25 protein-coding genes and 1 riboswitch are annotated in these 21,072 nt (G+C 67.0%); of the genes, 19 read left to right on the top strand and 6 right to left on the bottom strand.

The window, feature by feature from the left end:
• Positions 1 to 197: 197 nt before the first annotated feature.
• From tolA to ybgC, 4 genes are all read right to left on the bottom strand, one after another.
• Positions 198 to 1,214: a cell envelope integrity protein TolA gene (gene tolA, locus C265_RS04575; RefSeq protein ID WP_052181592.1), complete on the bottom strand. Its 1,017-nt coding sequence runs from the start codon at positions 1,212 to 1,214 to the stop codon at positions 198 to 200.
• A gap of 36 nt (positions 1,215 to 1,250) precedes the next feature.
• Positions 1,251 to 1,694 (bottom strand): protein TolR, encoded by a 444-nt coding sequence (tolR, locus tag C265_RS04570; RefSeq protein ID WP_010813739.1) that lies wholly within the window; start codon positions 1,692 to 1,694, stop codon positions 1,251 to 1,253.
• Between the two features lie 71 nt (positions 1,695 to 1,765).
• Positions 1,766 to 2,449 carry a protein TolQ gene (tolQ, locus tag C265_RS04565; RefSeq protein ID WP_011615851.1) on the bottom strand — a complete coding sequence of 228 codons (684 nt, stop codon included), beginning with the start codon at positions 2,447 to 2,449 and terminating at the stop codon, positions 1,766 to 1,768.
• Positions 2,446 to 2,850, bottom strand: coding sequence for a tol-pal system-associated acyl-CoA thioesterase (ybgC, locus tag C265_RS04560; protein WP_010813741.1), 405 nt, complete (start codon positions 2,848 to 2,850; stop codon positions 2,446 to 2,448). Before ybgC ends, tolQ begins: the two co-directional genes overlap by 4 nt.
• Before the next feature lie 155 nt (positions 2,851 to 3,005).
• Positions 3,006 to 3,151, top strand: a riboswitch (ZMP/ZTP riboswitch).
• Positions 3,152 to 3,275: 124 nt separating this feature from the next.
• Between ybgC and glyA the strand changes: the two genes are divergently transcribed.
• The 5 genes from glyA (at position 3,276) to C265_RS04535 (ending at position 7,550) form a co-directional block, all read left to right on the top strand.
• On the top strand, positions 3,276 to 4,523 hold the full coding sequence (glyA, locus tag C265_RS04555; RefSeq protein WP_010813742.1) for a serine hydroxymethyltransferase: 1,248 nt from the start codon (positions 3,276 to 3,278) through the stop codon (positions 4,521 to 4,523).
• A gap of 156 nt (positions 4,524 to 4,679) precedes the next feature.
• Positions 4,680 to 5,147 (top strand): transcriptional regulator NrdR, encoded by a 468-nt coding sequence (gene nrdR, locus C265_RS04550; protein WP_010813743.1) that lies wholly within the window; start codon positions 4,680 to 4,682, stop codon positions 5,145 to 5,147.
• A gap of 132 nt (positions 5,148 to 5,279) precedes the next feature.
• Complete coding sequence (gene pilV, locus C265_RS04545; RefSeq protein WP_011615852.1) at positions 5,280 to 5,909, top strand: type IV pilus modification protein PilV; 630 nt, start codon at positions 5,280 to 5,282, stop codon at positions 5,907 to 5,909.
• Positions 5,910 to 5,925: 16 nt separating this feature from the next.
• The gene (locus C265_RS04540; RefSeq protein ID WP_010813745.1) at positions 5,926 to 6,945 is read left to right on the top strand and encodes a PilW family protein; all 1,020 of its coding nucleotides are present in this window, start codon (positions 5,926 to 5,928) and stop codon (positions 6,943 to 6,945) included.
• Positions 6,942 to 7,550, top strand: a complete 609-nt coding sequence (locus tag C265_RS04535; RefSeq protein ID WP_010813746.1) for a PilX N-terminal domain-containing pilus assembly protein — start codon at positions 6,942 to 6,944, stop codon at positions 7,548 to 7,550. Before C265_RS04540 ends, C265_RS04535 begins: the two co-directional genes overlap by 4 nt.
• Here C265_RS04535 and C265_RS32755 read toward each other — a convergent pair.
• Positions 7,532 to 7,735 (bottom strand): hypothetical protein, encoded by a 204-nt coding sequence (locus C265_RS32755; protein ID WP_246840177.1) that lies wholly within the window; start codon positions 7,733 to 7,735, stop codon positions 7,532 to 7,534. The genes C265_RS04535 and C265_RS32755 overlap by 19 nt on opposite strands.
• A gap of 243 nt (positions 7,736 to 7,978) precedes the next feature.
• Here C265_RS32755 and C265_RS04530 point away from each other — a divergent pair, with 243 nt between their 5' ends.
• The 11 genes from C265_RS04530 to C265_RS04480 all read left to right on the top strand — a co-directional run bounded on the left by C265_RS04530 (position 7,979) and on the right by C265_RS04480 (position 19,141).
• On the top strand, positions 7,979 to 11,443 hold the full coding sequence (locus C265_RS04530) for a pilus assembly protein (protein WP_246840176.1): 3,465 nt from the start codon (positions 7,979 to 7,981) through the stop codon (positions 11,441 to 11,443).
• Positions 11,424 to 11,879, top strand: coding sequence for a type IV pilin protein (locus C265_RS04525; protein ID WP_010813748.1), 456 nt, complete (start codon positions 11,424 to 11,426; stop codon positions 11,877 to 11,879). Before C265_RS04530 ends, C265_RS04525 begins: the two co-directional genes overlap by 20 nt.
• On the top strand, positions 11,870 to 12,412 hold the full coding sequence (locus tag C265_RS04520; protein ID WP_010813749.1) for a GspH/FimT family pseudopilin: 543 nt from the start codon (positions 11,870 to 11,872) through the stop codon (positions 12,410 to 12,412). The genes C265_RS04525 and C265_RS04520 overlap by 10 nt, the downstream gene beginning before the upstream one ends.
• 128 nt (positions 12,413 to 12,540) lie before the next feature.
• On the top strand, positions 12,541 to 12,933 hold the full coding sequence (locus tag C265_RS04515) for a hypothetical protein (RefSeq protein ID WP_144062240.1): 393 nt from the start codon (positions 12,541 to 12,543) through the stop codon (positions 12,931 to 12,933).
• Entirely contained in the window at positions 12,930 to 13,835 is a 906-nt protein-coding gene (locus tag C265_RS04510) for a PilW family protein (protein ID WP_010813751.1), read from the top strand. Before C265_RS04515 ends, C265_RS04510 begins: the two co-directional genes overlap by 4 nt.
• A complete protein-coding gene (locus tag C265_RS04505) occupies positions 13,829 to 14,434 on the top strand; it encodes a pilus assembly protein (protein WP_010813752.1) in 606 nt (201 codons plus the stop codon). Before C265_RS04510 ends, C265_RS04505 begins: the two co-directional genes overlap by 7 nt.
• Positions 14,435 to 14,757: 323 nt before the next feature.
• Positions 14,758 to 16,281, top strand: coding sequence for a PilC/PilY family type IV pilus protein (locus tag C265_RS04500; RefSeq protein ID WP_246840175.1), 1,524 nt, complete (start codon positions 14,758 to 14,760; stop codon positions 16,279 to 16,281).
• Positions 16,278 to 16,736 (top strand): prepilin-type N-terminal cleavage/methylation domain-containing protein, encoded by a 459-nt coding sequence (locus tag C265_RS04495; RefSeq protein WP_010813754.1) that lies wholly within the window; start codon positions 16,278 to 16,280, stop codon positions 16,734 to 16,736. The genes C265_RS04500 and C265_RS04495 overlap by 4 nt, the downstream gene beginning before the upstream one ends.
• A gap of 7 nt (positions 16,737 to 16,743) precedes the next feature.
• Positions 16,744 to 17,292, top strand: a complete 549-nt coding sequence (locus tag C265_RS04490; protein ID WP_010813755.1) for a GspH/FimT family pseudopilin — start codon at positions 16,744 to 16,746, stop codon at positions 17,290 to 17,292.
• A gap of 52 nt (positions 17,293 to 17,344) precedes the next feature.
• A complete protein-coding gene (gene ribD / locus C265_RS04485; protein ID WP_010813756.1) occupies positions 17,345 to 18,460 on the top strand; it encodes a bifunctional diaminohydroxyphosphoribosylaminopyrimidine deaminase/5-amino-6-(5-phosphoribosylamino)uracil reductase RibD in 1,116 nt (371 codons plus the stop codon).
• Positions 18,461 to 18,520: 60 nt separating this feature from the next.
• Positions 18,521 to 19,141 (top strand): riboflavin synthase, encoded by a 621-nt coding sequence (locus tag C265_RS04480; protein ID WP_010813757.1) that lies wholly within the window; start codon positions 18,521 to 18,523, stop codon positions 19,139 to 19,141.
• Positions 19,142 to 19,150: 9 nt separating this feature from the next.
• Here the strand turns inward: C265_RS04480 and C265_RS04475 are convergent, their stop codons facing one another.
• Positions 19,151 to 19,393, bottom strand: coding sequence for a hypothetical protein (locus tag C265_RS04475; RefSeq protein WP_010813758.1), 243 nt, complete (start codon positions 19,391 to 19,393; stop codon positions 19,151 to 19,153).
• Between the two features lie 468 nt (positions 19,394 to 19,861).
• Between C265_RS04475 and C265_RS04470 the strand changes: the two genes are divergently transcribed.
• Genes C265_RS04470 through C265_RS04460 form a run of 3 tightly spaced genes read left to right on the top strand, consistent with a single transcriptional unit; the run spans position 19,862 to position 21,007 of the window.
• Complete coding sequence (locus C265_RS04470) at positions 19,862 to 20,158, top strand: hypothetical protein (RefSeq protein ID WP_010813759.1); 297 nt, start codon at positions 19,862 to 19,864, stop codon at positions 20,156 to 20,158.
• Positions 20,159 to 20,171: 13 nt separating this feature from the next.
• Complete coding sequence (locus C265_RS04465) at positions 20,172 to 20,765, top strand: hypothetical protein (RefSeq protein ID WP_010813760.1); 594 nt, start codon at positions 20,172 to 20,174, stop codon at positions 20,763 to 20,765.
• The gene (locus tag C265_RS04460) at positions 20,762 to 21,007 is read left to right on the top strand and encodes a hypothetical protein (RefSeq protein WP_010813761.1); all 246 of its coding nucleotides are present in this window, start codon (positions 20,762 to 20,764) and stop codon (positions 21,005 to 21,007) included. The genes C265_RS04465 and C265_RS04460 overlap by 4 nt, the downstream gene beginning before the upstream one ends.
• Positions 21,008 to 21,072 lie beyond the last annotated feature (65 nt).

Here is a 21,072-nt window from a genome sequence, read left to right as displayed (position 1 = left end):
GTCGATTTCAAGTTTCGTCGGGCACGGCAGGCAATCGGCAACACGGGCAAATGCGGCATTGCAGCGCGTGGCGCATGCCCCGTCTGCATGCGTATCGCACCCTGCCGGCCGCGTCAGGCAACCTGTCATGCTAGCGCTGGGACCAAGACCCGGCCATGAAGGTTGCATTATGTTGCAAATCATGCCGCCCAGGCCACTCAGTCCTTCGGACGGAAGGTAATGGTGAAGCTGGCCGGCGCCTTGCCGTTCTCATCACGCGGCAGCGGGTCGGAACGTTCCACCGCGCGCAGCACGGCATTATCCCAGCCCGAGTTGCCGCTGGACTTGGACAGCCGCGCCGACAGCAGCGAACCATCCGGCGCCAGCTGCACCGACACCACCGCGGTCGGGTTGCCCGGCACGTCCTCGCCAAAGACGATATTCGGCTTGACGCGGCGGCGCACGCGGTCGGCATAGCCCGGCGACGCCTTGCCACCGCCGCCGGCACCCGCGCCGGCCGTACTGCCCACGCCGCCGCCGCCCGCGCCGGAGCCGCCGGCCAGCGCCTGCAGGCGCGCCAGCTCGCTCTTGCGCTGGGCATTGGCCGCAGCCTCGCGCTTGGCCTTGGCGTCGGCATCCGCCTTGGCCTTGGCCTTGTTCTCGGCGTCAGCCTTGGCCTTGGCGTCCGCCTGGGCCTTGGCCCTGGCGTCCGCTTCCTTGCGTTCTGCTTCCTTGCGCTCGGCCTGTTCCTTGCGCTGCTGTTCCTGCTGCGCTGCCTTCTTCTTCGCGTCGTCCTTGCGCTGGGCTTCCTTGCGCTCGGCCTCGCGCTGCTCCGCTTCCTTGCGCGCGGCTTCCTTGCGTTCCGCCTCTTTGCGCTCGGCTTCCTTGCGGGCAGCCGCCTGCTTGCGCTCGGCCTCTTCGCGCGCCGCCGCCTCGGCACGGCGCTTCTGGCGTTCCAGCGCGATGTCGGCGTCGTCCTCGACCTTGCTCTTCACCTCGGGCAGCGGCGGGGCCGGGCGCGGCTGCACCACCGGCTCCGGCGGCGGGGGCGCGGTGGCGGCCGGAATCTCTTCCCACAGCTCGGCCTCGGCGCCGACGGGGGTGCTGCTCTGCAAGCGCACGCCGTAGTACAGCACGACAGCCAGCAGCATGTGCATGAAGAGCGCGAACAGGAAGGAACGCAGGGTTCCCCGCTCCTTGACCGGCTGGTAGGGATAGGCGGCGACGGTCTTCATCAGGCGCAACGGCAATCAGATAGGCGCTTCAATGCGTCAGGAGGTCTTGGACTTGACCATCAGGCCGACGCGCTTGACGCCGTCGGCTTTCAGGATCGACATCACGTCCAGCACCGCCTCATACTTGACCGCGCGGTCGGCGGCAATCACCACCGGCTGGTCGGGATTCTCGTTCTGGCGCTGGTGCACGAAGTCGAGCAGGCCCTGCTTGTCGAGCTTGCGCTCGAAGGCATTGCCGGCGCTGTCCTTGCCGCGCGCGGTCAGCTGGCCACTCTCGTGCACGGTGACTACGATCGGCGGCGCCTTCTGCTGCGGCGTGGCGTTGGCCACGGTGGGCAGGTCGACGGTGGCGGGGCTCACGATCGGCGCCGCCACCATGAAGATGACCAGCAGCACGAGCATGACGTCGATGTACGGCACGACATTGATGTCGGCGCTGGCCCGGCGGCGCGAGCCGCCACGGCGCTGAATGGCTGCCATTGCAGGACTCCTGGAAACGCCGGCCCGGGCTTGCGCCCGGACCGTCTGGATTAGATTCGATACGTGTGCGGTTAGCGTGCCTGCCGTTGCAGGATGTTCAGGAACTCTTCCATGAAGCTCTCGAACCGGATCGCCAGGCGGTCGATCTCCGTGGCATAGCGGTTGTAGGCGATCACAGCGGGAATGGCAGCGAACAGGCCGATCGCGGTCGCCACCAGCGCCTCGGCAATACCGGGGGCCACCGATGCGAGCGTCGCCTGCTGCACATTCGACAGGCCGCGGAAAGCGTTCATGATCCCCCAGACCGTGCCGAACAGGCCGATATACGGGCTCACCGAACCCACCGACGCCAGGAACGGCAGATGCGATTCCAGCACATCCATCTCGCGCTGGTAGGCCGCGCGCATCGCGCGCCGGGCCGCATCGAGCAGCGCGCCGGCTTCGTTGCCGCGCTCGCGCGCCTTCAGGAACTCGCCCATGCCGGATTCAAAGATCCGCTCCAGCGCGCCGGTGTTGTGGCGGTTGTTGACGGCACTGTTATATAGCGCCTGCAGGTCGCCGCCGGCCCAGAAGTCGCGTTCGAACCCCTCGGTCTGGGTGCGCGCCGAGCGCAGCGCCAGGTGCTTGCGGAAGATATAGGTCCACGAAAACAGCGACATGACGAGCAACAGCGCCATGACGGCCTGTGCCAGCAGGCTGGCGTGGAGCACCAGCGTTACGATCGACATGTCTTGCGTGACGGTCACGGGATTCATCGTGCGGACTTGATGGTAGCTAGAACGGGGTCGGGAATCGGGGCGGGACGGAAAGTGCTTCGATCGACACACCCAACACGGATCGCGCCAGAGGCCAGCATCAGCTCGCCACGCCAGGCTTCCTGGGTGAACTGGACCGACGCCGGGCCGACCCGGTCGATGCGCGTGCGGATCTCGAGCTGGTCATCCAGCCGGGCGGGCGCATTGTAGTCCACTGCCGTGCTGCGGACGATAAAGACCACGCCCGCCTCGTCGGCGAGCGATTGCTGCTCGATGCCGAGCGCACGCAGCCACTCGGTGCGGGCGCGCTCGAAGAACTTCAGGTAGTTGGCGTAGAACACTACGCCGCCCGCGTCGGTGTCTTCCCAGTACACCCGCAGGGTCCAGACAAAGTTTGTCATGGCCGCAATTGTAACGGAGAGCGATAGCGGTTTCGTGTAAACCCGCATGACGACTTTGCAACAGCAAGTTGCTGGCCAGCCCTTGCCAGCGCTTGCCTGGCGGGGCCGACGGCTTGCGGCGGGCGCCCGCCTCGCGCTACACTGCGCGCAACCATTCCATCTTGCGCGACTGGCGAAGTCAGTGGGCACTACCACGAGGAAGCGCAAGTTCTCTGGCGTGACGTTCATTGCGCGTTCGCGTAGCGTTCAGCACGCCTAGGCGTGAAGTTGCTTGCGCCTGCCGCTCGCCTGGGCAGCGAATGGGAAGCAGGGTGCGCCCTGCACCGACGGTTACAAGCCGCCGGTGCTGGTCGCCGCTAGCCTTCCCCGCGCGCCCTACCCCCGATGCGTGAATCGGATTCCCTATTTTTCAGACGAGTTTCGCCATGTTCGAACGCAGCCGTTTTACGATCGACCAGATCGACCCCGAGGTCTTTGCCGCCATCCAGCAGGAGAACCAGCGCCAGGAAGACCACATCGAGCTGATCGCCTCCGAGAACTACACCTCGCCGGCCGTGATGGCCGCCCAGGGTTCGCAGCTGACCAACAAGTACGCCGAGGGCTATCCCGGCAAGCGCTACTACGGCGGTTGCGAGTACGTCGACGTCGTCGAGCAGCTGGCCATTGACCGCGTCAAGCAGCTGTTCGGCGCCGAAGCCGCCAACGTGCAACCCAACTCGGGCTCGCAGGCCAACCAGGGCGTGTACTTCGCCGTGCTCAAGCCGGGCGACACCATCATGGGCATGAGCCTGGCCGAAGGCGGCCACCTGACCCACGGCATGGCCCTGAACATGAGCGGCAAGTGGTTCAACGTGGTCAGCTACGGCCTGAACGCCCAGGAAGACATCGACTACGACGCGCTGGAAAAGCTGGCCCAGGAGAAGAAGCCCAAGCTGATCATCGCCGGCGCCTCGGCCTTCGCGCTGCGCATCGACTTCGAGCGCATCAGCAAGGTTGCCAAGTCGATCGGCGCTTACTTCATGGTCGACATGGCCCACTACGCCGGCCTGATCGCCGCGGGTGTCTACCCGAACCCGGTGCCGCACGCCGACTTCGTCACCACCACCACGCACAAGAGCCTGCGCGGCCCGCGCGGCGGCGTGATCCTGATGAAGGCCGAGCACGAGAAGGCCATCAACTCGGCGATCTTCCCCGGCATCCAGGGCGGCCCGCTGATGCACGTAATCGCCGGCAAGGCCGTCGCCTTCAAGGAAGCGCTGACGCCTGAGTTCAAGGAATACCAGCAGCAAGTGGTGAAGAACGCCGCCGTGCTGGCCGAGACCCTGATCGCGCGCGGCCTGCGCATCGTCTCGGGCCGCACCGAAAGCCACGTGATGCTGGTTGACCTGCGCGCCAAGAACATCACCGGCAAGGAAGCCGAGCGCATCCTGGGCGAGGCGCATATCACCGTCAACAAGAACGCCATCCCCAACGATCCGGAAAAGCCGTTCGTGACCTCGGGCATCCGCCTGGGCTCGCCGGCCATGACCACGCGCGGCTTCAAGGAAGAAGAAGCCCGCATCGTCGGCAACCTGATCGCCGATGTGCTGGACAACCCGCACGACGCCGCCAATATCGCCAGCGTGCGCGAGCAGGCGGCAGCCCTGACCAAGCGTTTCCCGGTCTACGGCTGATGCATCGAGGCCGCCCATGCGGATTCCGCATGAGCGGCCGGCAGCTCCGCAAGCCGGCGTCCTCGGGCACTGGCTTGCGGGCCTCGCCAACCCGCCCCGCCTCCGCAGAACGACAACACGGACAAGGCGACGGGGTTCAACTGAAGGTGGTCCGGCATGAAATGCCCCTTTTGCGGTCATTCCAATACCCAGGTACTCGACACGCGCATGTCGGAAGACGGCGATGCCGTGCGCCGGCGCCGCCGCTGCGAAGCCTGCGACCGCCGCTTCACCACCTATGAGCGGATCGAGCTGTTCTTCCCCGCCATCGTCAAGAAAAACGGCTCGCGCGTGGACTACACCCGCGCCAAGCTGAAGGATTCCATGCGCCTGGCGCTGCGCAAGCGCCCGGTCTCGGCCGAAGCCATCGACGAAGCCATCACCCGCATCGAAGAAAAACTGCTGGCACTGGGAGAGAAAGAAATCCCCAGCAGCCAGGTCGGCGAACTGGTGATGCGCGAATTGCGCAAGCTCGACAAGATCGCGTATATCCGCTTTGCTTCGGTGTACCGGAGCTTTGAGGACGTGTCGGAATTCCGCGACGTGCTGGATGAGTTTGCGGCGTCCACCCCCCGGAAGGGGTAGCAAAAGTAACAAAATCGTTGTTTAATCCCCGTTGCATTTCCGCAAGGCCCGCTGTCGCATATTAAAAGGGCCCGGGATTGCAGACCAAAAAAAGAAGTTAACGAAGTCGGACGTCTTTTGACGGGGGTCAGAATGGGTCAACGCTGCCGCGGGGCAGCCGGCTTTGCCATGCTCGAAGCATTGGTGGCAATTGTCGTTCTGGCGGTTGGCGTGCTCGGCGTCGCCAGCCTGCTGCTGAATTCATCCCGCTTCACGCAACAAGCTTCCTACGACACCACTGCCATGCAGCTGGCCACCGAGATGGCCGAGCGCATGCGTGCCAATCCGGCCGTCTCGCAAACCGGCGCGGCGGCGGAAGCCATCATCCCGAACCGCTACTTCATCGACACTGCCACCGGGCAGCCGCCCGCGCTCACGGCAGCAAACAGCCCGTACGCGATCGCCTGCCCGGGCACGGCGGCCGGGTGCGCGCAGCAACTGGCGGATTTCGATGTCGCCGAGTTCTGGGAGCGTGTCAGCACAGGCCTGCCTGGCGGACGCGCCGTGATTTGCCGGGACATGGTCGCCTACGACCAGGCCACCGGCTTCTCATGGGGATGCACGCCATCGGCCACTGGCCGCGCGGACGACGCACCGATTGTCATCAAGATCGGCTGGATCTCCCGGCTTGCCGCCAGAACCGTCGCGGCACGGGTCGACATGTCCGACATGGGCACGCGCCCCCAGGTGGTCATCGTGGCCACGCAGGGCACGGTTAACTGACATGCGGAACGCCAGGATGTATCTCAACGCCGGCCGGCATCGTCAACTGGGGCTGTCGCTGGTGGAGCTGATGGTGGCGATGACGCTGAGCCTGCTCCTGATCATGGCTGCCGCGGCGCTCTACCTGACCGGACGAGCCAACTACAACAGCATCGATGACACCACTGCGCTGGATGAGAAAGGCCGTTTTGCGGTGGATACCGTGGTTCGGATCGTGCGCCAGGCCGCGTGGAGCAACTATGCGGGCAACAGCGCCGCGGCCTCTCCCGGCGCCAGCGGGCCTCCCGCGCCCAGCCCCGGAGGCGTCATGCTCACCACCACGAGCCTGTCGCCGACCATCAGCGGCCTCGACAGCTGCGGCGCCCCCGCGCAAGATCTCGGCAATCCGGCGCAAAACCTCGCGTGTCCGGCCCAAGCGGGTGCCGTGAACAAGAGCGATGTGCTGCAGGTCCGCTTCTTCGGCTCCGGCACGCAGCAGGACCGCACCGTCCCGGACAACAGCATGATCGACTGCTCCGGCAATGGCGTCGCCGAGCCGCAGGCCTGGGAAGACGCAGACCTAGCGCGCGGCATGGCGGTCTTCTATGTCAGCAACGATGCCGGCGGCATGCCTCAGCTGATGTGCGGCTATCGTCCACGGGACGCCGCCAACAAGGAAATCCTCACGGCCGGCACGGCGTACCAGGCTGTTTCGCTGATCTCAGGCGTTGAAGTCTTCCAGGTGCTTTACGGCATGGATACGAATTTCGACCAGACCCCGGACCGCTTCCTGTCGGCCACCGAGGTGCTGGCCCTGCCCACCACCTGGCAGAACGTCGTCGCCATCAAGATTGCCATGGTGCTGATGGGCGATACCGCCAGCGCATCGCCTCAGGATCCGCCAACCTTGCGCCTGTTCGGGCGCCTGTTCCCGGGCTCGCCGGGCAACGACACATCCTTCACGCCGGCCACGCAACTGCAGCGCATGCGACGCCTGTACACCGTCACCGTACAGCTCCGGAACATGGCCACCTGCACCACCTGCTCGCCGACATGAACGCCCGCACCGCGCACCCCAACCCGCGTGGCATCGCGCTGATCACCGCCCTGGTGATGCTGCTGATCATCAGCGTCATCGCCATCGCCGGTGCCCGGCTGGCCATTGGCAGCAAGCGCATGGCATCGAACCAGCGCGACCGGGACCTGGCTCAGCAAGCGGCCGAGGCAGCCTTGCTGGATGCGGAAATCGACATCCAGGGTGTTTCCGCCCCAACCAGCCGGTCGGCCATCTTCTCCGGCACCACGATGAATGTGCTGCCGTTCGTGGCGGGTTGCAATACGGGCGTGACAGGCGCCTCACCCTTCCAGGGATTGTGCGACCCGGTGCTCGACGGCACGCCGAACTGGCTTGCCGTTGACTTCAGCCAGACGGGCGCCAACGCACGCACCACCGCCTACGGCACCTTCACCGGCCGCAGGTTCCCGACCGCGACAGGCGGGCTGCTGCCTGCCGCCCTGCCGCGCTACATCATCGAGCCGATCAGCGACATGTCGCCAGGCGCGAGCGAGGGCGCATACATCTTCCGCGTCACGGCCGTCGGCTTTGGCGCTAACCCGGCGACCCGGGTCATGTTGCAGTCGTACTACCGGAAGGGGGAATGAATGGCAACGTCCATGCCTGTCGCGGAGCACGGCAAATGAGCCGGATCCGGAAATTCATTTTCGCGGCAATGGCCGCGCTTCTCAGCCTGCCCGCCGGCCCGCTGCTTGCCGCAACGGAACAGAGCAGCCTCGCGACCGTCAAGCTCGCGCAGGCGCCGCTGTACGGCCGCAACCAGAATATCCATCCCAACCTGCTGCTGACGCTCTCGGTGGAGTTCCCCACGGTGGGGTCAGCCTATCGCTCCGGCACGTATTCGCCGACCACGGAATACATTGGCTACTTCAATCCGCGCAAGTGCTACAACTACAGCGGAAGCGCCAGCAATGGCTATTTTGTCATTGCCGGCGACGCCAACACGGCCGATCACACATGCACGGGCCAGTTCAGCGGCAACTTCATGAACTGGGCCACGGCCTCGGCCATCGATATGCTGCGCTACGCGCTGACCGGGGGCGACCGCGTCGTCGACTCCGCCACACAGACCATCCTGCAACGTGCCGTGCTGCAGGAGAGTTTTTTCAACAGCAACTCCTACTTCCCCCGCAAGACCTACGACAAGGCGTCCTCGGTCACGCCTTTCAGCAGCAGGACCTTGTACATCACCTCATGTGGCAACAAGGTGTTCTTTGGGGACAGCACCGAGTCCGGCGCCAGCTGCTCGAGCCCCGGCAAGTACAGGAACCAGGGCACCTACCTGGTACGGGTGCAAGTCTGCGATGCAAGCGAAGCGAGGTCCCGCACCGATTTCTGCAAGCTGTATCGCACCGGGTACAAGCCGGTTGGCGAAATGCAGCGCAATGCAGACAAGGTCCGCTTTGGCGCGTTTGGCTACCTGAACGACAGCGCCAATACCCGTTATGGCGGTGTCTTGCGGGCGCCCCTGAAGTATGTGGGGCCGAACACCGTCGACAGCAATTTCAACCAAGCCAGCAACCTGCGCCGGGAATGGGATGACGACGGCGTATTCATCCAGAACCCCGAGAGCGCGTCAGAGAACATCAGCGGCGTCATCAATTACCTGAATCAGTTCGGGCGTTCCGGCGCCTACAAGTCATTGGATCCGGTCGGCGAACTCTACTACGAGAGCATCCGCTACCTGCAAGGCCGGCAACCAACGCCCGAAGCCATCGACAACGCCAGCGCCTACAAGGATGGATTTCCGGTCTACACACAATGGACAGACCCCATCCTTGCCAGTTGCCAGAAGAACTACGTCCTTGCCATTGCCGATATCAATACGCACTGGGACCGCTACATTCCCGGCAACACCAGGACGACCTACCTCTCCGGTGGCAAGCCGGTCTCTGCCAACGACTCGGCCCGGCCGGCGGACGCGATATCGAAATACAGCAAGTACAGCTTCGATGTCACGACCTGGACGCAGGCGGTGGCCGATCTCGAGAGTTCGGGAACATCCGGCAACAGCCGCCCCGACACCTCGCTCGCCAACCTGGCTGGCGCCGACACCGGCTCCAGCGGCCACGGCACCTACTATATGGCCGGCGTCGCGTATTGGGCCCATACCTACGGCTTCCGCCCCGATATGCCGGAATTGCGCGTCACCACGTTCAGCATCGACGTCAATGAGAACGGGAACGGCAGCGTCGGCGACGAACAGCGCCGCAGCCAGATGTACCTGGCGGCAAAATACGGCGGCTTTGACGACCAGAATGGTGATGGCAATCCGTTCCGCACCAAGGGGGCCAGCGGCGCCACCGTCACCAGCAATGCCGAATGGGAATCGTCGGGCGGATCCGACGTCCCCGCCAACTGGTTCCTGGCCGGGCAGCCGGCCGCCATGATCGCTTCCATCAAGAAGGTCTTCGCGCAAATCGTCAACGCGGCCGGCACATTGTCTGGCGTGGCACTGACCTCTTCCCAGGTGGCGAGCGACACCCTCTTGTTCACTCCCGGATTCGACCAGCGATGGAACGGGCGCCTTTCGGCACTGGCGGTGACCAATGATCCCGACACCGGCGTTCAGATCTCCAGTACCGAAACCTGGGAGGCTGGCAAGGTGCTGACTGCCCGCACCGCTGCCCGCAATCTGCTGACCTGGGTCCCGTCGGGCACGGCCGACAATGCAGGAACCGGCGCGGGTGCGGGCGCCACCTTCGAATGGAAATCCCTCAACGCCGCGCAGAAGGCCGCACTGAAGCTCGCGCCGACAGAGACTGACACCGTGGCCCAGAGCCGGCTCAGCTATCTGCGTGGCGAGCGCAGCCAGGAGCAATCCACCGGCAGCACGGGGACCATGCGCTTGCGCGACTCACTGCTGGGCGACATCGTCAACTCGGGCCCCGTCTACATGGCGGCCCCGTCCAGCACCATCGCCGAAAGCGACTACACCGCCTTCTACAAGGCCCACAGCCAGCGTACCGCCGCAGTTTACATCGGCGCCAACGATGGCATGCTCCACGCCTTCAATGCGGCCAATGGCTCTGAACTGTTTGCCTACGTGCCAAACGCAGTGTTCGCCAACCTGGTCCAGCTGACCTCGCCGAGCTATATCCATCGGCCGTACGTGGACGCCACGCCTGCCGTGGCGGAAGCCCGGGTCGGCAACGCCTGGCAGACCGTGCTGGTCTCTGGCATGGGTGGCGGCGCGCAAGGCCTCTTTGCGCTGAATGTCAGCGATCCCGCCAGCGTCGGATCCGGCAATGTCTTGTGGGAGTTCACGGACAAGGATGATGCCGACATGGGCAACGTCATGTCGCCGCCCCAGATCGTCAAGCTGTTTGCCGGCAAGGACTCCGACAACAAGCCTGTGTACAGGTGGTTTGCCATGACGGGCAACGGCCTGAATGCCAACGATGCGGATGGCGCGAGCAATCCGGCCGCGCCTTCGGTGCTGTTCATCGTGGCACTGGACAAGCCGGCCGGGACGCCGTGGCAACTGGGCGTCAATTACTGGAAGATCTCGATGGCGGCGGACGTCACCGCCGGCATTGCCAACGGGCTGAGCTCGCCGGCGCTGGTGCGGCTTACCGACGGGCAGACCGTCGCCGCCTACGCCGGCGACCTCCAGGGCCGCCTCTGGAAGTTCATCCTGAATGGCGGCCCATCCACCTGGAACGCTGCCGGGGCCCTGCCCTACTACGGCGGCGGCAACTACGGCCGGCCGCTGTTCCAGGCCCGCGATGCCAGCGGAAAGCCGCAACCGATCACGGTCCAGCCCAAATGGGTCTACGCGCCCGGCGGCTACATGGTGGTGTTCGGCACCGGGAAGTACCTGGAGCCTGCCGACACCATCACCACCGGCACGCTGACCCGGAACGCCATGTACGGCATCTACGATGCGGGAGGCTCCCAGTCGATCGCAGACCGCAGCATGCTGAACCCGGTCACCCTGACCCGTAACAGCAAGGGCGCTTACGAATATTCGTCACGCAGCTATAGCCTCGGCTCAAAGACTGGGCAGAAGGCGGGGTGGTACTTTGATTTCCCGGGCAACGGAGAACGCCAGGTCACCGCACTCGTGCCAGCCTACGGAAAGATCTGGTTCAACTCGCTGATGACCGGCGATGATCTTTGCGGCGCCTCCAGCAACAGCGGCCGCTATCAGATCAATGCGCTGACCGGCATGCCCGCCACGGGGACATCGACCGGCGATCTCTCCACCTTCGGCATCCTGGGTGCGCCAGTGCTGATCCAGACCAAGACCACGGTCGATCCACAACGCAATGCCGTCGGCCAGATCACTACGCTGAAGTTCATCGACGTGTTCTCGTTCGGCGCATCGGGTGGCGGCCGCAGCGCAGGCGCGTCGTTGTCCAGCAGGCCGCTTGTGTCCGGCAACACAGCCACCGACGGGGGGCACCCCACCACCGGGCGCCTTGGCTGGCGCGAGATTCGCAATTTCGGAGCCGCAAATGAAGCGCTGCCACCGTGACTGGCGTCGCCACGCCAGCGGCTTCACGCTGATGGAGATGCTGATTGCCATCGCCATCCTTGGCATCCTCGCTGGCATTGCGTATCCCAACTACGCCGAACATGTTGCCCGCGGGCGCCGCACCGAAGCCAAGGCTGCATTGATGACGGCCATGCAAGCGCTGGAGCGTCGTTACGCACAGGCCAACTCCTACGTCGACCCCGCCGACAGCACGCGCGCCTGGCGCGGCTTCCCGCAAGCCTCGGAAAGCGGCAACTACGCGATTGCATCCGGCGCGTGCGCAGGGCTGGCATTCAACGAATGCGTGCAGGTCAGCGCCACGCCCACGATCGCCGACAACCGCTGTGGCACGCTGCTGCTGCGCAGCACCGGCGAGCGCGGCGTGCTGATCAACAATGTCGCCGCCTTCGCGAACCTGCCCCAGGGATGCTGGTGATGCGCCCTCAAGCCCCCCGACCCCAGACCGGATTCACGCTGATCGAACTGCTGGTCACGCTGGTCGTGCTGGTCATCCTCGCCGGCATGGCGGCACCCGCCTACACCTCCTTCATTCAGCGCAACACGCTTGCCACTGAAGCAGACGCGCTGGCTTCGTCGCTTTCCCTGGCACGGGCCAGTGCGCTATCGCGCAATAGCTGGGTCACCGTGGCGCCCGTCAGCAATGACTGGCGCAACGGCTGGACTGTCTGCCTGAACCCAAATCGAAACGCGGACTGCACGGGCCAAGCCGTGCTGGTTCAGCATGTCCCCTCCGCCCAGGGATTGACCGTAGCATTCTCCAGCACGCCGCAGTCGGGGGTCCTCTCCTACTCGCCCGTAGGCTATACCCGCACGCTGGCAGATGCGATGCAGTCTGCCCAGGTGCTGATGGGACTGGGCACCGGCAACCAGAAGCTCATCGATATCAGCCAGTTGGGCAGGGTCCGCGTATGCGCGCCCGTGCCGACACAAGCCACGGTGTGTCAGTAGGCGAGGCTGCCTGGTCGCTGTTCCCGGGAAGACCGAAACAACATTCCGCAAATCCTCCACGCTTAGGCACGTATTCGCCTGCTCGCGACAGCTAGTCTGACGGTCCCTGCCAGTCTCGGTGACCGCCCATGCCGGATCTTCGCAAGCCAGCACATCCACCTGCCCGCCCGCGCCGCAGACCGCGTTGCGCCGGCCGCCCCGCGGGATTCGCGCTGCATGAAACGCTGTGCGCGCTGATCGTGCTTGGTGCCGGGCTGATGCCAATGATGGGGCTGGCGCCGAAGGCGCTGGCCCAGCTGCGCGAACTCGACGCGCTGGCCCGGTCCGCCCGCCTTGCCGTGGAGATGGCTGAGCTGGATACAGCGCAGCCGGCACTGCAAAGCGGGCGACCAGACCTCTGGTCGAGCCGGTGCGGGAACAACCCGGCGTTTCCGTGCCCGGAAGATTCGCCACTGATCATGGCAGGACGGCTTGGCGGGCAGGCCGGCATACCCGCGATCGCCTTGTGGATGCAGCCATGAGGCGGGACGCATCCAGGGCATTCTCGCTGGTCGAGCTGCTGGTCGGACTGATACTCGGCCTGATCGTCACCGCGGCAGCCGTTGCGGCATTCCATGCCACTCGTACCGCCTACCTCACCGCCACCGACCGCATCCTGCTCGAAGAGCGCGGCCAGCGCGCCCTGACGATCATCGCCGCGCTGCTGCGCCAGTCCGGCTGGCCCGGCGAGCCCCTTCCCGCCACCTCCTACCCTGCGCCGCCGGCCGTCAGCGGCGCCGACGACTGCGGTCAGCCTGCCATCGGTGCGGTGCCGTCCTGCGGCAGGGCTGGCGTCGGCCGCAGCGATGCGCTGCTGGTCCGCTTCAGCGGCAGCGGCCTGCCGGCTGCGCCGTCGCAGCCGGATGAAACCATGACCGACTGCAGCGGCTACGCCGTCGCCGCGCGCGTGGCCGGTGCTGACGCGCACAGTGGCTACGTCGCAGCCAACCTGATCTATGTCGCGGCGGGCAGCGATGGCGTGCCGCAACTGCTGTGCCGCTACCCGGCACGCCGCGGTGGCGTGATCGACGGCACTGGCTGGACCTCCGGCGCGCTGGTCCGCGGCGTTGAATCACTGCAAGTGCGCTACGGCCTGGATACGGACGGCGACGGCCGGGCCGACCGCTTCGAGACGGCATCCGCGATCCACTCGCTGGATGAATCCGCCTGGCATCGCGTGGTGGCCGTGCAGATTGCCATTGCCGTGCGCGGCGAGCGCCCGGGTTCGGCAGCGGCAAGCCCGGGCAAAGACGCCGACCCACCCGGCACCGCCGCCGGCGATCTGGCGCCGGTGCCGCCGTCGCAGGCCGGCACCGCCCGCCGTGTCTTCGCCACCACGGTGCGGCTGCGCAATGCGCCACGCTGCCAGGAAACGCTGTGCTAGCCCGCCGCCTTCCATGTCGCCACAAGGCAGGCGCCGTCACGCTGCTGCTCTGCGCCACGATGCTGCTGCTGGTAGTGCTGACCGCTGCCGGCACGCTGCACATGCTGCTGTCCGCGCGGCGACTTGCCGTCATGCAGCTCGAACGCGAAATCGCATTCCGGGCCGCCGAGGTCGCGTTGCTTGATGCCGAGTCGGACCTGCTTGCGGCCGCCATATCGCAAGACATGATGGGCCGGCTCGGCATCTGGCCGGCACCGGGACACTGCGGCAGCGGCCAGCAGGCTGGCGTGTGCCGGCCAGCGGTGACGGGCCCACCCGTGTGGCAGCCCTGGCTGCTGGCCGACACCAGTGCGGACGCCGTCGGCGTGCCATTCGGCCGCTTCTCGGGTGCGACGCTGCCGGTGCTGCCCGCGGGTGCCGCCGGCACGCGCGAACTGCCGCGGTATGTCGCCGAGATCCTGGACGAAGCACCGTCCGGCTACAGCACTCCGGATGCCCCTTCCGCCACCACACCGGCACCACGGATCCGGATCACGGCCATCGGCTTCGGCCGCAGCCGTGCCATACGTGCCGTGCTACAGAGCGTGATCCAGCCGTGAATCGCCTCGTTGCCGTTGCCTTCGCCTGCCTGGCCATCGCCATTGCACCAGCGTCAGCCGCCACCGGATCCGAAGCAGGTCGGCTGCCCCTGGCTTACCGGACCACGGCGGGCGCATATCCATGGACCGGGCGCTTGTTCGCTGTCGGCTGGCAAGGACCGGCGCCAGTGCTGTCGCCTTATCTATGGGAAGCCGGCACGAGCCTCGACCATCGGCCGGTTGGATCGCGTCGCATATTCACGTCGTCAGCGCCGCCGCAGCGCGTCATCGCGCTGCAATGGGCTGCCATCGATGCCGCCTTCCGGAATACGGATAGCGCCGACATGCTTGGCCGCCTTGACCGCGCTCACCTCGAATGGCTGCGCGGCGACCGCACCGAGGCCGGCCTGCGCCAGCGCGACACGCGACTCGGCAATGCCGCAGGCGCGCGCGTGCGGGTGGTTGCGCCTCCGGCCTGGGCGCCTGGCAAACCCGGGCATGCCGGCTTTCGCGCGCGCTACGGCCTGCGCCCGCACGTCGTCTGGCTGGGCACCAACGACGGTCTGCTGCATGCGTTCAATGCCGTGACCGGCGAGGAGCGCGCCGCCTATCTGCCCGGCGTGCTGTTGCCCTATGCCGCCGCCACGCCGGCGAACGACGCGCCGCTGGCGCCCGCGCCCTGCCCTCGCCCCGAAGCGCAGGATGTGACGATCCATGGCGAGTGGCGCACGGTCGTGCTGTGTGGCATCCCTGGCAGCGCCAGGACCGGCAACCCCGCAGCGGCATTCGCGCTCGACGTCTCGGATCCCGACGGTCCGATGCCCTTTGCATTGCTGTGGGAGATCGCCGCCACGGACACATTGCCACTATCCGCACGCGGCCCGGTGCGTGCCGCCGGCATTCCTGGCCAGGACGGATTGCGCTGGTACGCAGTCGTGACGCTGGCTGCCGCGACCCATGACAAGTCGGAGGCAGCGCGCTCCGGCCTTGCGCTGCTGCCATTGGACAAGCCCGCCGGGGCGGCATGGGCCGGGCAGTACGCCGTCCGCACCTTGCCATTGCCGGAACGCGACTGCCTGGGCCGGCCGGCAACCGGCAACCTGGTGGCGGCCAGCGTGCTGTCCGACATGACAGGCACGGCACGCGCTGCCTATGCGACAGACGATGCCGGCCAGCTATGGCGCTTCCCGCTCGCGGAAGCGCCTCAGCCGGGCGGTGCGCCCGCCGTGTCATGCCTCCACCGGATGCAGACGTCGGCGCAGCCGCTCATGCCCGAAGCGCCCGTGCTGCTCGGAGCGCCGACTGCGCCGGTCGTGGTCTATGGCACGGGCAACGAACTTGCAGCGGTGCCCGACCTGTCGTCCTCGCGCGGCGCCACTGCAGTCCCATTGGTGCAAGTTGTGGCGCAGGCCGTAGATGGCGGGCACATCCTGCGCGCGCAGCCAGCCGGCGCCGGCGATGCCGGCTGGCATCTGACCCTGCCCCATGCCGGCGAACAGGTGGTGGAGGTCCAGCCGGTCTTCCCCGGCCATCTGCTGTTCGTGACGCGCACGCCCGATGGCGCGCAACGCAGCTACCTGGTGCTGGCGGCGACCGGGGAATCGGTCAGCCAGAGCGGAACCGGCGAACGCCTGCACATGGCCACCGGCCAGTTGCTGGCTCCAGGCGCCAGCGTGTTCGTGACCGTTGCCGAATTGCCCGCCGCACCGGCGCAGCCGGGACGCACCGCGCGCCAGGCTTACGAGCTGTCGCTATGGGCTGTCGATGGCAACACGGTCACGCGGGTGTCGCAAACCATGGTCAGCCGGCGCACCGGGCGCCTGCGCTGGCGCGAGATCGCCGGACCGGTACGGGAGGATTTGCCATGACTACCGCGGCGCCTGCCTCCCGGCCCCGGGCCGGGTTCAGCCTGGTCGAGCTTGCGGTTGCGCTGGCCGTCCTCGCGATCCTCGCGGCCATCGCCGTGCCCGCATGGCACGGCCACCTGATGCGGGGATGGCGGGCGCAGGCGCGTACCGCGCTGACCGAGGGAATGCTGCAACTGGAGCGCCACGCCGTCGGCGCCATGACGTTTGCCACCGAACCCGGTGCCGAAGTGGCCGCCGGGGAATGGCCACTACCCGTACCGGCCACCGGCACCGTGCGTCATGTCGTGACAGCCGCGGCATGCCCGCAGGCCGGCCTGGATACCTGTGTTGAATTGCGAGCCGTCCCGCAGCGGCCCGACCCGGAGTGCGGCGTGCTGATCCTGCGCAGCACCGGACAGTGGCTGACGCTACCCGAAGGTGAAGCCGTGCCGCGGCCGCTTCCGTCCCATTGCTGAAGGCGCGATGAACAGCCACGCTCCCCGCCGCCACCATGGCCTGACTCTGGCCGAGCTGCTCGCCGGCCTGGCCATCCTGGCACTGCTGGCGGCGGCATCCTATCCGGTGTTCGGCGGCCTGCTCGCCCGGCAACAGGTCACACTGGCGGCCGACCGGCTGGCGGCATCGCTGGCGCTGGCGCGGGCCACCGCACTGGCGCGCCGCCTCGAGGTGACGCTGCAGCCGCTGCCGGGCGAGGCGACGCTGGGCCCTGGCTGGCAACTGGTCGCGGCAGACGGCGACCCGGATCGCCGCGCGGTGCTGGCCGTGGTCGAACCGGGCATGCCCTGCCTGTGGGTGACGCTGCGCCAGACCGCCCGCGGCACGAATGTGCTGAAATTCCTGCCTGTGGGATACTCTCGTTCTGAGCAGGGCGGTTTCCAGGCCGCCACTTTCACGCTCGGCTGCCGTGGCGAGCAGCGGCAAGTCAGACTGGGCGCGCAGGGACGTATCCGACTCTGCACCCCCGGCCGCGACGCTGACTGCGATGCGACGGAGTCCTCCGGACCACCATAACCCGGCAGCCCTGTATTCCAGATCGCTGCGCCAAGGCAAACGCAACCGCCGAATGTTTTCCGATACCGACCACGCCGCCATGCAACAGGCCCTCGCGCTCGCCGCGCGGGGCATGTTCATCACCACGCCCAACCCGCGCGTCGGCTGCGTGCTCGTCAAGGATGGCCAGGTCATCGGCCAGGGGTTCACCCAGCCGGCCGGACAGGACCATGCCGAGATCCAGGCGATGAAGGACGCGCTGGCGCGCGGGCTGGACCCGGCCGGCTCCACCGCCTATGTCACGCTGGAGCCGTGCAGCCATTTCGGACGCACGCCGCCGTGCGCCGATGCGCTGGTGCGCGCGGGCGTAGCGCGCGTGGTAGCGGCCATGGAGGATCCCAACCCGTCGGTATCCGGGCGCGGCCTGCAGCGGTTGCGCGAGGCCGGCGTGGACGTGCGCTGCGGCCTGCTGGAGAAGGAAGCGCGCGACCTGAATATCGGCTTCGTCTCGCGCATGACGCGCGGGCTGCCGTGGGTGCGCATCAAGGTGGCGGCATCGATGGATGGTGGCACCGCGCTGCATGACGGCACCAGCCAGTGGATCACCGGCCAGGCCGCGCGCGACGACGGCCATGCCTGGCGCGCACGTGCGTGCGCGATCCTCACCGGCATCGGCACCGTGCGCGACGACAACCCCGCGCTGACGGTGCGGGCCATCGCCACGCCGCGCCAGCCCCAGCGGGTGCTGGTCGATTCGCGGCTGGAGGTCCCGCTGGACGCGCAGATCCTGACGCCGGACACCGGCCAGTTCGCCAAGCCGGTGCTGGTGTTCTGCGCGGTGGAGGACCGCGAACGCCAGCGCGCACTGGAAGGCCGCGGCGCCGAAGTCGTGGTCCTGCCCAACCCGCACGGCAAGGTCGAGTTGCGCCGCATGCTGGAAGAACTCGGCCGGCGCGGCATCAATGAGCTGCACGTGGAAGCCGGCTTCAAGCTCAACGGTTCGCTGGTGCGCGAGCATTGCGCCGACGAGCTGCTGATCTACCTCGCACCCAAGCTGCTGGGCGATGCCCAGGGCATGTTCAACCTGCCGCCGCTGGCGCGGCTGCAGGACGCCGCACAGTTCCGCTGGCATGAGATCCGGCAGATCGGCGACGACCTGCGCCTGATTGCCCGGCGCAACGACGCGTAGCGCGCCACCCATCGGCACCGCGTATCCAGATTCCAAATACCCAAAGCAGAAGACACCACCATGTTTACAGGCATTGTCGCGGCAGTCGGCCGCATTGATTCCGTAACCCCGCTGGGCGCCGCCGATGCCGGCGTGCGCTTGCATATCGCCGCGGGCGGGCTGGACCTGTCGGACGTCATCATCGGCGACAGCATTGCCATCCAGGGCGCCTGCATGACCGTGATCGCCATGGCGCCCGACAGTTTCGACGTCGAGGTCTCGCGCGAGTCGCTGGACAAGACCGTGGGGCTGGAGAGCACCGGCCGCGTCAACCTGGAAAAGGCACTGCGCCTGGCCGACCGCCTGGGCGGCCACCTGGTGTCCGGGCACGTCGACGGCCTGGGCGAAGTCGTGCACTTCGCGCCGGTGGGCGAATCGCATGAACTGCGCATCCGCGCCCCGCGCGAGCTGGCACGCTACCTGGCCTACAAGGGCTCGGTCGTGGTCAACGGGGTGTCGCTGACCGTCAACCGCGTCAATGACGAAGCCGACGGCTGCGTGTTCTCCATCAACCTGATCCCCCACACCGTGGAAGTCACCACGCTGCAGGAACTCAAGCCGGGCGCGCGCGTGAACCTGGAGATCGACCTGATCGCCCGCTATGTGGAGCGGATGCTGTCGACCGCGCAGGCCCCCGCGTAATCCCGCGGGCTACCTGCCCTCGTCAGGCACGTTATAGGTCTCGCGCAGCTTGTCGGTGAAGGGACGCAGCGCTTCCACGCAGGCGCTGCTGTTGCCGCCCTCCATCGTGGACAGGCTCCAGTTGCAGCCGCCGGCGTCCGGCGCGTGCCAGACCACATCGCCAAAGCAGGCGCCTTCGCAGGCGGCGAACTTCGACTGCTCGGCGCGTACCAGGGCACGCAGTTCGGCCTTGTTCTTGATCTGCCTCGACATGGTTGTCTCCCTTTGTTGTACAAAGTCCGCGGGCGCGATCAGGCTGCCGCCCTGATTTGAAGTCCGAGCCGCCGCTTGCCAGCGCGGCGGCATTCAGGGCGGGGCGTGCCCTTTTGTCGCGAGCATACGCTGACAAACCCCTCCTGTGGCAATTTGCTTGCACCGCCGCCCCCCCTGGGAGGCGCGCCGCGCGGGGCCTGGCAGCTTTGTTGTAAGTCAGCTGGTGCCTGCAGCGCCCGAGGCCTAGAATGGTTAAGCAGCGCTTGCAGTCCATGTATGCCCACAGGCGCTCGCCACTCGTTCCCGGGCCTCCCCCCTCGACAACGTCTAGCACCGGTGACTGCTGAAGTCACTCACGGGGACCACCTGGACCTTCATGCTCCCCTGCCCGCCGCGCCGCGCGCTCGTCCGCGAGCTGGCGCTCCCGCCGTTTCTTTCAACTGCGGGCCGGATTGTTGCCCGGCACCCATGAAGGAACTCACTGTGCCCGACCCCACCGCCAGAATCCTGTATCAGCGACTTCCGGCCACGCGCCTGCTGCGTGACCGGCATCCCACTGCGCCGATGCGCGCGCGCCTGGGCTTTGTGCGCCTGGCCGCGACCCACCTGCACCGTGCCGCCACGCTACTGATCGACTGGGACCAGGCCGTGGGCAACGGATGGCCGCGGCTGCAGCCGCCGTCCTCCCCCCTGGCGAAGACATTCCGGCGCCCAGGCGCCCGGCGTTTCGCAGGCTTTCCGTGGTCCAGCGGCAAATGGACCTGACACCAAGCGAGGCATGACCATGCTCACCCTGTTGTATTTCCGGCTGAACGACATTGCCGCGGCAAGGCGCGCGCACGCGCAGCTTGGCGAGCTGGCCGCGACTCCCGCACGCATCGACGGGCCATGGTTCTTCCAGCGCGACGACCAGCCGGCCGAAGGCCTGCCCTCGCCCCACGCGGCACAGGTCACCTATCGCAATGAAGTCGCGGCAGCCGGCATGGCCGCCGGCGCAGTGCTGGTGGCCTGGCTCGTGTTCCGCTACGGCACGCCGGTCAACGCGGCCACGGGCTTCATGGCCTACCTCGGCGGCATGGCGCTGGGCGCCGTGATCGGCCGGTGGCTGGGCAGCGTGGTCGGCGCCGGGATCATGCGCGCCGGCCTGAGGCGGCAGAAGCGGCAAATGACCGCAGGCCAGCTGATGATGATCTGCGCGTGCGACCCGCACGCAAAGGGGCGGCTCTGCGAGATCGCCCAGGATGCCGGCGCCGCCGCCATCGACCCACAGGGTGGCCGGCTGCCCCTGCGCGGCTGGCTGACAGACCGCCACTGGCCCGCATGGCTTGCAGGCCATGGCCAGCGCGCTGTCCCACACAGGAAACAAGCATGAGCGAGAGTTTTTTCTATCAGCATTGCCACGTTGTCGTGACACTGGCCGAGGTCACCTTCGGCAAGTGGGAATGGACCTATGCGCTGGATGCGCATGCCAGGTTCACCAAACCCAACGCCGGCTTCCTCACGCGCGAGCTCGCGCTGGCTGACGCGACCCGCGCGGCCAGGGCGCGCATCGCCAGGACCTCGCGGCTGCGCGCCGCAGGCCACGACCGCACCGCGCTGGCCGCCGCCGCATAGCCCCGGCCGAGCCAGGCGCCGGCACCCTGCCGGCAACGGGGCGGCCCATGCAGCACCGCGCTCCC

It is taken from the genome of Cupriavidus sp. GA3-3, assembly GCF_000389805.1.
In the GTDB taxonomy this organism is placed as follows: domain Bacteria; phylum Pseudomonadota; class Gammaproteobacteria; order Burkholderiales; family Burkholderiaceae; genus Cupriavidus; species Cupriavidus necator_D.
This window is presented reverse-complemented; position numbering and strand designations above follow the sequence as displayed.